Source organism: Cupriavidus sp. C1SS-2L (assembly GCF_057073735.1).
Genome location: NZ_CP172709.1, coordinates 1034484 through 1046908, shown reverse-complemented (window position 1 = coordinate 1046908; position 12425 = coordinate 1034484). Strand labels below are relative to the sequence as shown.

Annotated in this window: 9 protein-coding genes; 3 read left to right on the top strand and 6 right to left on the bottom strand. The window is 63.2% G+C overall.

The features are described 5' to 3' along the window. Positions 1–32 precede the first annotated feature (32 nt). From ACIGJG_RS22490 to ACIGJG_RS22480, 3 genes are all read left to right on the top strand, one after another. Positions 33–2384: a cytochrome P450/oxidoreductase gene (locus tag ACIGJG_RS22490; RefSeq protein WP_140949731.1), complete on the top strand. Its 2352-nt coding sequence runs from the start codon at positions 33–35 to the stop codon at positions 2382–2384. A 311-nt stretch (positions 2385–2695) separates the two neighbouring features. Then, complete coding sequence (locus ACIGJG_RS22485; protein ID WP_011301390.1) at positions 2696–4207, top strand: aldehyde dehydrogenase family protein; 1512 nt, start codon at positions 2696–2698, stop codon at positions 4205–4207. A gap of 251 nt (positions 4208–4458) precedes the next feature. Next, positions 4459–5415 carry a LysR family transcriptional regulator gene (locus tag ACIGJG_RS22480; RefSeq protein ID WP_140949777.1) on the top strand — a complete coding sequence of 319 codons (957 nt, stop codon included), beginning with the start codon at positions 4459–4461 and terminating at the stop codon, positions 5413–5415. 76 nt (positions 5416–5491) lie between these two features. Here the strand turns inward: ACIGJG_RS22480 and ACIGJG_RS22475 are convergent, their stop codons facing one another. From ACIGJG_RS22475 to ACIGJG_RS22450, 6 genes are all read right to left on the bottom strand, one after another. After that, the gene (locus tag ACIGJG_RS22475) at positions 5492–5932 is read right to left on the bottom strand and encodes a Zn-ribbon domain-containing OB-fold protein (RefSeq protein WP_011301392.1); all 441 of its coding nucleotides are present in this window, start codon (positions 5930–5932) and stop codon (positions 5492–5494) included. An 18-nt stretch (positions 5933–5950) separates the two neighbouring features. Further along, positions 5951–7123: a thiolase family protein gene (locus ACIGJG_RS22470; RefSeq protein ID WP_011301393.1), complete on the bottom strand. Its 1173-nt coding sequence runs from the start codon at positions 7121–7123 to the stop codon at positions 5951–5953. Next, complete coding sequence (locus ACIGJG_RS22465; protein WP_011301394.1) at positions 7120–7911, bottom strand: crotonase/enoyl-CoA hydratase family protein; 792 nt, start codon at positions 7909–7911, stop codon at positions 7120–7122. Before ACIGJG_RS22465 ends, ACIGJG_RS22470 begins: the two co-directional genes overlap by 4 nt. Positions 7912–7959: 48 nt before the next feature. After that, entirely contained in the window at positions 7960–9471 is a 1512-nt protein-coding gene (locus ACIGJG_RS22460) for a class I adenylate-forming enzyme family protein (protein ID WP_220630001.1), read from the bottom strand. A 75-nt stretch (positions 9472–9546) separates the two neighbouring features. After that, positions 9547–10671, bottom strand: a complete 1125-nt coding sequence (locus ACIGJG_RS22455; RefSeq protein WP_483673942.1) for an acyl-CoA dehydrogenase family protein — start codon at positions 10669–10671, stop codon at positions 9547–9549. A 128-nt stretch (positions 10672–10799) separates the two neighbouring features. After that, the gene (locus tag ACIGJG_RS22450) at positions 10800–11882 is read right to left on the bottom strand and encodes a Bug family tripartite tricarboxylate transporter substrate binding protein (RefSeq protein WP_011301397.1); all 1083 of its coding nucleotides are present in this window, start codon (positions 11880–11882) and stop codon (positions 10800–10802) included. Between the last annotated feature and the right edge of the window lie 543 nt (positions 11883–12425).

Sequence of the window (12425 nt, the reverse complement as noted above, 5' to 3'; positions counted from 1 at the left end):
GTTGTCCACATTGCCTTGTTGGAGCCATACCCATGACCGCAGCCACCCCGGAAACCACCACGCAGAAGTGTCCGTTCAGCCATGGCGCGCAGCCCGCTGCAGCCGCGCCGAACGGCTGTCCGGTCAGCGCGGAGGCTGCGGCCTTCGATCCGTTTGGCGATGGCTACCAGCAGGACCCGCCCGAGTACGTGCGCTGGTCGCGCGAGCAGGAGCCGGTGTTCTACAGCCCACAGCTCGGCTACTGGGTGGTGACGCGCTATGACGACATCAAGGCGATTTTCCGCGACAACCTGACCTTCAGCCCCGCCATCGCGCTGGAGAAGATCACGCCGACCGGCCCAGAGGCCAACGCCGTGCTGGCCTCGTACGGCTACGCGATGAACCGCACGCTGGTCAACGAGGACGAGCCCGCGCACATGCCGCGCCGCCGCGCGCTGATGGAGCCGTTCACGCCCGAGCAGCTCAAGCACCATGAACCGCTGGTGCGCAAACTGGCGCGCGAGTATGTGGACCGCTTCATCGACGACGGCAAGGCCGACCTCGTCGACCAGATGCTGTGGGAAGTCCCGCTGACGGTCGCCCTGCATTTCCTCGGCGTGCCCGAGGAAGACATGGACCTGCTGCGCCAGTATTCGATCGCGCATACGGTCAACACCTGGGGCCGGCCGAAGCCCGAAGAGCAGGTCGCGGTCGCTCATGCGGTCGGCAACTTCTGGCAGCTCGCCGGCCGCATCCTCGACAAGATGCGCGCAGACCCATCCGCGCCAGGCTGGATGCAATACGGCATCCGCAAGCAGAAGGAACTGCCCGAAGTCGTCACCGACTCCTACCTGCATTCGATGATGATGGCCGGCATCGTCGCCGCGCACGAAACCACCGCGAATGCCAGCGCCAACGCCATCAAGCTGCTGCTGCAGCATCCGGACGTGTGGCGCGAGATCTGCGAGGACCCCGCGCTGATCCCCAACGCCGTCGAGGAATGCCTGCGCCACAACGGCTCGGTAGCGGCATGGCGGCGCGTAGTCACGCGCGATACCGACGTCGGCGGCATCCCCATCGCGGCCGGATCGAAACTGCTGATCGTGACCTCGTCGGCGAACCATGACGAGGCGCACTTCGCCGATGCCGACCTCTTTGACATCCGCCGCGAGAACGCTGCCGACCAGCTCACCTTCGGCTACGGCTCGCACCAGTGCATGGGCAAGAACCTGGCGCGCATGGAGATGCAGGTCTTCCTGGAGGAACTGACGCGCCGGCTGCCGCATATGCGGCTCGCGCAGCAGTCATTCACGTATCTGCCCAACACTTCGTTCCGCGGCCCCGAGCATCTGTGGGTCGAATGGGACCCGGCGCAGAACCCGGAGCGCACGCAACCTGGATTGCTCGCGCAACATACGCCGGTGCGCATCGGCGAACCGTCCGGGCAAGCCATCAGCCGACCGGTGGTCGTACAGAGCGTCACGCAGGCAGCAGACGGCATCGTGCGGCTGCGGCTCGCCTCGCCCGATGGCAAGCCGATGCCGCGCTGGTCGCCGGGCTCGCATATCGATGTCGATTGCGGCGAGACGGGCCTGTCGCGCCAGTATTCGCTGTGCGGCGACCCTGCCGAAACCGGCGTGCTTGAGATCGCCGTGCTGCGCGAGGCAGAAAGCCGTGGCGGCTCGGCCTGGATCCACGATCACGTGAAGCCCGGCGACCGCCTGAAGATCCGCGGCCCGCGCAATCACTTCCGCATGGATGAGGGATGCCGCAAGGCGATCTTCATTGCAGGGGGCATCGGCATCACGCCGGTCAGCGCGATGGCGCGGCGCGCGCTGGCGCTGGGGATCGACTACGAGATCCACTACAGCGGGCGCACGCGGACCGGCATGGCGATGATCGACGAGCTGCGCGCGCTGCATGGCGAGCGCCTGCACCTGTACATCAAGGAAGAAGGCGGCCGCAACGACCTCGACGCGCTGCTGGCACGCACCGACCGCGGCGCGCAAATCTACGCCTGCGGCCCGGCGCGCATGGTGGAAGCGCTGGAACAGGCCTGCACCGGCTGGCCGGATGACGCGCTGCGCGTCGAACATTTCGCGACGACGCTGGGCACGCTCGATCCGTCGAAAGAGCAGCCGTTCGAGGTAGAGCTGAAGGACTCGGGATTGACCGTCACCGTGCCCGCTGACCAGACCCTGCTGACCACGCTGCGCTGCGCCGGCATCGACATCCAGAGCGATTGCGAGGAAGGCCTGTGCGGCTCATGCGAGGTGCGCGTGCTTTCCGGCAGCGTCGATCATCGCGACGTCGTCCTCACGCGCGGCGAGCGCGAGGCGAACACGAAGATGATGACGTGCTGCTCGCGCGCGTTGCCGGGTAGCCGGCTCAGTCTGGAACTCTGAGCGTGGCGGGCACGTGTTCCGGCCTGTCCGTCCGCTTCCCCCGCTGAAACAGCAGGCCATCACCTGGCCACATCACCGCCTGTGGGTCATGCGCCGCTTCGAGCCATGCCCCGATCTCCCTCCACGCGCTGCCATGGGCCTGCATCGGCACATCGGCGCGCGTGTTCTCATTGTTAGAACACGATCGCGCATCGGATCTGATTGTTGAGCGCAAAGCCGCAAACCATACTGCCCCGGAACGAGCAGCAAGGCTGATGACGACGCAAAAGCCGTGTTGCCTCACGACCAACTTTTCCCTGACCGGAGCGGTGATGGAACAATCGAAAGCAGGAACCCTGATCGGCGCATTTGCTGCGTTCTTCCCGGACGCTACAGAAATCGGATCCTATGTCGGCGGCAGGCTCGTCGCGGGCACGGGCCAGGACATCGAGCTGTTCGATCCGGCTACGGGCGAGAAGAGCCTTAGTTATCGCGATGCCGGCCCCGCGATTGCACAGCAGGCCTGCATCGCCGCGCGCGAAGCGCAAAAGCATTGGTGGAGCCTCACGCATGCTGCCCGCGGCCGCATCCTCTACGCGGTCGCAGCTAAAGTGCGCGAGCACAATGAACCGCTCGCCGTGCTGGAATCGATGTCTCAGGGAAAGCCCATCCGCGACAGCCGCCGCGAGGTGGAGATGGTCGCGGAAATGTTCGAGTTCTATGCGGGCTGGGCGGACAAGTTCTATGGGCACGTCATCCCTGTCCCCACCACGCACCTGAACTACACCCGCCGCGAGCCCTTCGGCACGATCCTGCACATCGCCCCCTGGAACATCCCCATCCTGTCGTTCGGATGGCAGGTAGCCCCGACCGTTGCGGTCGGCAATGCCGTCTTGCTCAAGCCTTCCGAGTTGACGCCGTTCACGTCGCTCGCCGTGGCGTCGCTGGCTGAACAGGCTGGCGTACCGGTTGGCCTGATCAATGTGCTCGCGGGCTATGGCCATACCACCGGCCAGGCGGCTATCGCCGACGATGTCGTGAAGAAGGTGGTCTTCGTGGGATCGCCCGCAACCGGGATACGTATTGCAGAAGCCGCCGCCAAGCGCGTCATTCCGTGCATCCTGGAACTGGGCGGAAAGTCGGCCAATATCGTCTTCGATGACGCCAATCTTGACCTTGCCGCGATCGGGGCCCAGGCGGCGGTCTTCTCCGGCTCAGGCCAGAGCTGCACCGCCGGTTCGCGCCTGCTGATCCAGCGAAAGGTCTACCAGCAAGTCGTCGACAAGGTGGCCGAAGGTGCCCGCAAGCTGAGGCTTGGCCACCCGCTTGAAACGTCCACGGAGATCGGTCCGATCAACAACCGGAACCAGTACGAGCACATCAAGCGCATGATTGCACGCGGCGTGGAAGAAGGTGCACAGCTCGCCGCCGGTACGACCAGCTTCGAGGACCGCGGCTACTTTGTCCCGCCGACCCTCTTCGCCGGCGTGTCCAACCAGATGGACATTGCCCGCACGGAAGTCTTCGGCCCCGTCATCGCTGCCATTCCGTTCGACACCGAGGAAGAGGCAATCGCCATTGCCAATGACAGCGAATTTGGCCTCGCCGGCGCGGTCTGGACCAACGACGTCGCGCGTGCACACCGCGTCGCCGCGCAAGTGGATGCGGGTACGTTCTGGATCAACGGCTACCGGGCCGTCCATGTCGGCTCGCCATTTGGCGGCTACAAGAACAGCGGCTACGGACGCACCAGCGGCATTGAAGCGCTTTACGAGTACACGCAGACAAAGAGCGTCTGGGTCCAGACCGCCGCGTCGGCAGTCACCGCAATTGGCCGCGCCTGACGGCGTAGACGCGACAGCCAACCGTGCGAACGAAGCCAGGCAGGGCCGGTCATGAGCATGCTGGGAGCGCTCACATGACGCGCAAAATCGCCTGGCCATCAAACCTGGCCAATTTCGCCGCACGCGAGATGGGCCACGGCATCCGCTACGAAACCGCCGTCCCGTCCCGGCATGCGATTGCGCTCTCGCGATCAGGAGTGCGAGAATCCGCTATTGGCCAGGGACGGCGCTGCTCGTATCGGGAAAACGGAATGGCAAGCCCAATCAACGAAAGCCGCATAGGCTATCTGTATGAAGCCGTACGATGCGGCACGGTACGCGCGGCGGCCGATTATCTTGATGTGGCACCCTCGGCCGTCAGCAGGCAGATTGCGCTGCTGGAAGAGGAGCTCGCCATCGCTCTGGTGGAACGCAACAAGCGCGGCGTCCGGCCGACCGAAGCGGGTGCCCTGCTTATCGAGTACTTCCGGCAGCAACGTTCCCATCAGGGCGACCTGGTTGCCAAGCTCCAGGAGATCCGGGGACTTCGCCGCGGCACGATCGTTGTCGTGATGGGCGAAGGCTTTGCCTCCACCATGGTCGGCGGCCCTATCAAGCAGTTCTGCGAAGCGTACCCAGAGATTTCGATCACGATGGACCTTTGCAGCACCAACGAGGTCATGCGGAGGGTGTCGGAAGATGAAGCAGACATAGGCCTGGTCTTCAACCCGTCATCCGACAGCAAAATCGTGAGCCGCGCGGGATCGCGCCAGCCGATGCATGCCATCGTCTCGCCGGCATTCCCGCTGGTTGGCAAGGTGAAATCGGTAACGCTTCAAGATCTTATGCCGTACCCGATGGCCCTGACACATCCCGAACACGGTACGCGGCGGCTGGTGGACGCTGCCATGCTGCTCGACAAGGTCAGGCTCACCCCTGCCATCACGACCAATTCGGTAAATGTCCTGAAGCTCTTTGCAAAGAGCAACCTGGGATTCACGCTGCTCGCGCCCATCGCGATTGCACCGGAACTGGCGGCAGGCGAGCTGGTGGCCCTTCCCGTGGACAATCGCCTGCTCGAGAGTTCCGAGGCCCATCTCGTCACGCGTGCCGGCCGCCAGCTCTCTCCGGCGGCCAACCGGTTGCTGAATCGACTGAAGGCGCAGATACACAAGTACGATGAGTACGGCGCGGAGTCCGGCGGGCAGGCTTCATTGGCGACGCAGTAGTGCGACTGTTCCCCGCGGTCACGGCGTACGGGTGAGCTTGCCCGCCACGTTGGAGGCATCGGCGGTCATCGCTGCTCTACCGCTCCGGTTCAAACATCAGCAGGTGCATGCCATCGTCTATCGGCAGCCAGTACGGCACGACCTTCATGCCGATGAACACTTCATCCAGCGAACAATGGACCAGGTTGGCAATCACATTGACGCCGACATCGAGCGTCACCGACGCGACCACATAGGGCTCGTGCCCACGAAAAGCTCCGGGGCCGCGCCGCACCACGGTCCATGAGAAGACTTCGCCGCGACCCGAGACCTCGCGCCATTCGATGTCGGTCTTGCGGCCGGTGAAGATGCTGGTTGGGCGCGGGTAATGCTGATACTTGCCGGTTGCCCGGCAATACTGGATGACCAGTTTCTTCTCGCGTGTCGCGGCCCAGAATGGCTGCGTGAAGCTGGATGGCCGGATCGCGCGTCTGACATCCAACGTATCATCGAGAAGATCGGGAGTCGCTGTTTCCATTGTCGCCTTGGGTGTTGATCATGCGTTGGGCGCCAGAACCAGGGCGCTGCTCGTGCCCCAGTTGCGCGAATAATTGATCCAGCCGATGCCACTCACCAGCGCATTGGCGGTATTCCTGACCTGACGCGCGCCGCCCTCGCCCATCAACTGCCTTATTGCCTCGATCAGGTTGTGCGAACAGCATGCCGCTTGTCCTGCCGAGATCTGACCGCCGCCGGTATTCAAGGGTAGATCACCATCGAAGGAAAAGTTCATTTCGCGGATGAACTGCACGCCCTGGCCTCGCCCACAAAAGCCGAACGCCTCGAGCTGCAGCATGATCGCGATGATGAAATCGTCGTAGGGATGAAACGATGCGACATCCTTGAGCGCGAGTCCCGCCTGGGCGAGGGCGCGTTTGCCGCAAGCCTCGTGGCCGCTGCGGGTCACATCGACGAAGTTCTCCCCGCCCTGGAAGTTGGTCCGCTCCCCGTAGCCGATCGGCGTGATGAACTTGTCGATGCCCTTTTCCCTGGCGCGCCGTCTGCTGGTCATCAGCAAGCCGGAAGCGGCGTCGCAGCGCATGACGCAATCGAGCAGACGTATCGGGTCGGCAATCATGCGCGAGTTGAGGTAGTCATCGATCGTGATCGGCTTGCGCAGCTTCTCGCAGGCGTTCTCGTTCAACACGGCATGGGCACGCTGGGTGACCGCCAGCTTGCCCAGCATCTCGTAGTCAAGTCCATACTGATGCTCGTAGCGCCGCGTCAGCAAGCCGAAAGCGTCGGGGGGACCAAATACGCCGTACGGATCGGCCCACTCGCGGCGGAAACTCCGGTCACCTCGGTTGTTCTCCGCCACGCCGGTATCGGCGAACAGCAGCAAGACCGTGGTGCACAGGCCGGCATCGATCGCTGCCGCGGCACGTGCGACACTGCCCGTGGCTGAACAGCCGCCGATATGCACCTGGTCGCAGTAGTCGAGTTCCAGGCCGAGCTGGTCGGCCGTTACCTGCGCCCAGAAACTCTCGCCCGCCGCTGTCAGCCCGAACCCGGCCATGACCAGGCCGTCGATCTCCCCCTTCTCGAAGCCGCTGCGTTCGAGCAAGGCTTCGAGGACTTCGGCATCAAGCTCCCAGACGTCGCGGTCGCTTTTCTCCATGACCTTGGTTTCGGCATAAGCGACGATCGCCGATTCGCGCAGGCACTTCACAGCGTCTCTCCCCCTCCCGGCGCCTTGATGGGCGCCGCCTTCTTGTTGAGGAACTCGCCCAGACGCGCGGTCGTTTCGGGGCTGAGGGTGTATTCGCTGACCAGCCGCTCGACGAAGATGCCATCGTCGTACGACATATCCGCGATGCGCGGCAAGGCATTGGTGATGGCGAAATTGGTCAGCGGCGCGTTGGCGCAGATGCGCCGGGCCAATGCGACGGCCTTCTCCAGCGCCTGCCCCTTGGGCACCACATATTGCACCGCGTTGAAGCGCAGCGCCTCCTCGGCGTTCAGCACGCGTCCCGTCAACATCAGGTCCGTCATGAGGGCGGTGCCGATCAGCCGGCTGATCCGCACCGAGCCGGCGCCGCCGACGAAGATGCCACGCTGGCCCTCAGGCAGGGCGAAGAACGTCGTTTCGTCGGCGACCCGAATATGGGTGCTGGCCGCGGCCTCGAAGCCGCCACCAATGGTGGCGCCATGCAAGGCAGAAACGAACGGGATCCTGCCCCGAGCGATCAGCTCAGTGTCGTAATTGCGGGGATACGGCAGCTTGTGCTCCTTGCCGCTTTCCCACATCGCCGCGGCGTAGGCGAGATCCAGCCCACCGCTGAAGCACTCCCCATGACCGAACAGCACGCCGCACCTGGCCTCTTCACCCGCGCGCATCACCGCCGCATGCAACTGCTTATGCAGTTCGTCGTTGAAAGCATTACGCTTGGCCGGGCGGTTGAGACCGATCATGGCAACGTCGCCATCGAGTTCATAACTCACGACTTCCTGACTCATCTCTTTCTCCTTCGATGTTTCGTTCAATTCACGACGGCAACAGCCCGGTCATCCCTGCGCCACTGCATCGATGTGGGCGAGCAAATTTCGTTTGAGCAACTTGCCGGTGTCGGTCATCGGCATGGAGGGCAGCACGCGAAACAGCGCCGGTTGCTTGTAGGGAGCCAGTTGCTCCCGCAGGTAGCCGCGCAGTGCCTGCTCATCGAACCCCGTGCCGTCGCGAAGCTCGAGGAAAGCGATCACCCTCTCGTTGCCATCAGGCTCTCGCTGCCCGACGACCGCCGAGCGCCGCACGCTGGGATGCTGATTGAGCACCGCTTCCACTTCTGCCGGATACACATTGAAGCCGGAGCGGATGATGAGCTCCTTCAGCCGGCCGACGATGAACAACGCGCCGTCCTCCCCCAGCCGCCCAAGATCACCGGTGGCATACCAGCCGCCGGGACGGAAGGCCTGGCGGGTGGCCTCGGGATCGCGAAAGTAACCGGGCGTCAGATACGGCCCGGCGAGCCAGATCTCCCCGGTCTCGCCCGCCGCTACATCGCGATGGTCGGCGTCCACGATGCGAATGGACATGCCCTCCAGGAGATAGCCTGCGGCGGTGTCCTGGCGCCGCACGTTGCTTGCAGTGGCGCAGCCAACCGGGGATTCCGAACTTGCATAACCGTGGTGCAGCGGCAGGCCGAAACAAGCCTCCACGCGCTCCTTCAGCGCGATGTCGAGCGGACTGCTTCCCGTGTAGATGTAGCGCAGATGCGGCGCTGATGGCCGATCAATGCCATGCGTCTCGAGGTGGGCAAGGAGGCGCGAATACAGCGCCGGCGGACCTTGCAGCTGGCTGACCCGATGATGGGCGAGTGCGTCGAGCACATCGGCCGCAGAGAAAGTCTGGTGCAAGACCAAGGTTGCGCCCGACAGGAGCGACGAGGCCAGCACGGCGGCGAGGCCGAAGATATGGGTCATCGGCACGAACAGGCACAGGCGATCGTCGCGACCCAGGCCGCGCGATTTGCAGGAGACGCGCGCGGCATGCAGCACTGCCGCGTGGGTCACCATGACGCCCTTTGGCCTACCGGTGGTGCCGGAGGTGGAGATGATCGCCGCGACGCGCTCGGCTTCGCTGCCTTGTTCGGCGACTGCCTCAAGGCGCACGTCGCTGTGCATGAGTGCGCCGAGCGTCGATGAGCGGGCCCGGTGGCGCCCGGCATGGGTCATTGCCGACGCCGAGACCCCCGTAGTGAAGTAAATCAGCCGCGCATCGACCAATTGCGCAAAGGCATCGACTTCGCCGGCTGCCATGCGGGCATTGACGCCGCAGGACCAGGCGCCGACGCGACTGCAAGCGAGCAGCAAGGCGATATGCTCGGTGCAGTTTTCCGTCACGATGACCACCCGATCGCCGGGGCGCACGCCCAAGGCGAGCAGTTCCGTCTCCAGGGCGCTGGCCATCGCGCCGACCTCGGCGTAGGTCACAGTGCGACCGGGGAGATGAATGAATTCGCGTTCGGGCTCACTCGCGAGCCACGGCTCGAGGAGTTCGTGGATGCGGCTTGGATTCATGGGTTCTCCAAAAGGAACAGATTCAGTCGCGACGCATTGCCTGGACCGGCAATGCGCCTCGGCGGACCAGTGTCATCAGCCGAACACATTCAAGGCATGCCGGGCGATGGCGCCCTTGAGAACGTCGGTCGGCCCATCGGTGATCAGCATGCTGCGCTGATCACGCCAGAACTTCTCGATCGGCAGTTCGGTCGAGAGTCCGATACCGCCGTGAAGTTGCATGCATCGATCTGCAGCTTCAAAGGATTTGCTGTCGCCGAAATTCTTCGCCATGTAAGCTTCCGTGCGAATGTCCTCGCCGCGATCGTGTTTCCACGCTGCGTTCCTGACCATCAGTTCGAGCTGGTGCCACTCGAGGTAGGAGTCGGCGATCAACCATTGCACGCCTTGCCGTTCGGCAAGCGGCTTGTCGAAGGTCACACGCTCCTTCGCGTAGCTTGCGGCCAGTTCGAGACAGCGCTCCATCACTCCGCAGGCCCTGGCGCCGTGGCGCACGCGAAGTACGGTGAGCACCTTCTGTGCGTGCCTGAAGCCTTCGCCTTCGGCGCCGATGCGATTTTCGACCGGCACTCTGACATCGTCGAAGGCGATCTCCCAGGGCGTGTCGTCGACCAGCATCTTCTGCGCACGCAGCAGTTTGACGCCGGGAGATTTCATGTCGACGATGAAGGCAGAGATCCCGCCGTGCGAGCCTTTTGTGCGCTCCGTCGCGGCCATCAGTTGCGCATAATCGGCATCGGCCGCACCAGTGATGAAGCGCTTGAAACCGTTGATCACGTAATGATCGCCGTCGCGCACGGCGGTGGTCTTCATGCCGCCGGGGTCCGAACCCGCATCGGGCTCGGTCTGGGCAAAACACCATTTCAATTCGCCGCGCAATGTCGGCAAGAGAAAGCGCTCCTTCTGCGCAGCGTCGAGTTCATAGAGCACGGGGTACACCGTCGCGCCGAACGGATTGATTGACCGCACCGGCAAGGCCACCGTGCGGGCAAGCTCGGACCACACGATTGTCTTGGCGAGCAGGCCGAAGCCCAGCCCGCCGTACTCGACCGGAACATCGAACTTGTCGAGTCCCAGTTCTTGCCCGAACGCCTCGACGCGGGCACGCAGTTCCGGAATCAGCTTGTCGTCCTTGCGTGCGGTGAGTTCAGCCGGAATGAGTTCCTGATTCACAAAGCGGCGCAGCGAATCCTTCAGCATGCGCAGTTCTTCCGGCAACGCAAAATTCATCATATCGTTGCAGTCCATACCCATTTCCTTTGAGTGCCGCTGCGTGCGCGCATGGCGACATGCGTGCACGCGGCTGCTGTTGGCCGTGCTGGCAGCGCTCAGCGCGATGAATTCGATTCGATGTACTGGTTGAAGAAGGTCACCATTTCCGGCGGCAACCTTTTCAGTTCGACAATGACGCGCTCGCCGTCGGCACCCTGTACGAAATGTGCCGGCGCCTGCGCCACCTTTTCGTACTGCGCGAGGAACTGCGGATCCTTCGCCATCCTTTCCACCGCGCTGCGCAGTTCAGCGACGGCAGCGTCGGGGGCATTGGGCGGCATGAAGATCACCCGCGGCGTGCGCGAGATCCGGTTCAGGAACTGGAGCGCTTCCCACTTCGGCCCGCTCGGGTTCGCATTGGCACCGTGGATGTCGCGATACAGCTCCAGGAAGGTGGGCACATCGGGCAGGTTGGGACTGCGCCTGAGGTTGCCTTCGCCGCGCTCGTATTGGAACAGCGGAATCGCGATGCCCTTGTCCACCAAGTTCAATCTGGCAAAGGAGTTGTAGCCGGGCAAGGAATTACTGACCAACTGTATGTCGCCCTGGAGCATCGCCACTTCGGCCTCGCGCGTCCCCTTGTAGCCAGGGATGATCCGGTACTTGGCGCCCAGCAGGTCAAGGGCCAGACTCTGGCGCAACGCCGACCAGTCCGAACCGTTCGAAAGCACGGCGGCGCGGAACGTATTGACCTTGGCAATGTCGGCAGGCTTGGCCATGCCCGGAGCGGTGTCACGCCGGATGTAAAGCAGGTTGGTCTGCTCCATGCCGGCAATGAACTTGAGGTCGTTGAATTGGACCCGCAAGTTCGGATGCTTCAAGATCTGCTGCATCGGGTCCCAGGTAAAGAAACCGATGTTGAGCTTATTCGATTCGGAGATGTCGCCGAGCTGGTTCACGGCGATCATGCCGCCGGCGCCGGCGACGTTGCGAACGACGACAGCGCTGGTGCCTTTCAGAAAGCGCGGCAGATGTTCCGCAAAGACGCGCCCCTCGAGGTCGGTGGGGCCCCCCACCGGGAAATTGACAATCACATTGACCAGGCGGCCGGCAAATTCTTGCGCATGCGCAATGCCTGCGCCAGCGCACAGCATCGTCAAGACGCAGGCAACGCTGCGAAATCCAGTCATCAGACGCATTTCTCAAACCTCCTGATAGTTGACATGAAGTCACGACGCCAGCAGCTCCGTTGAACGAGCCTGCAGGCGTCGCGGCACAACGAATCGTTTGGTGCAGCGCTTCTCCGTTTCGCGGTCAGCTGGCGGCGCGAATCGAAATCACCGAGGAGGCCGCCTCCCGCGAGCCCGCAATGCCGCGCACTACCCCCATCTGCGTCCCTGGACGCGCAAATGAAGAGCCGGGCAAGGTCGTCCGCGGAACTTCGATTCGCATGGTCAACTCATCAACTCCTATATATGTATTTGAAGCATATATCCGGCACTGATGACTTTCTTCTAGGGAAATCCAGATGTCCTACATAGAACATAGTGCGACGCGGCTGGCTCGTGCTCGTCTTTTCTTCGCTGTCGCTGCTGACGCGTCCGCCTCCGGCAATGTAAGAAGGAGTATGGGCAGCGAGAATCTGCGGTTCAATGGCCCCGGATCAGCGATCGTGTTCGAATAAACAGAACATACAGACAGTTGCCGTGACGCGGCGGCGGGAGCCTGTGTGGCGCACGACA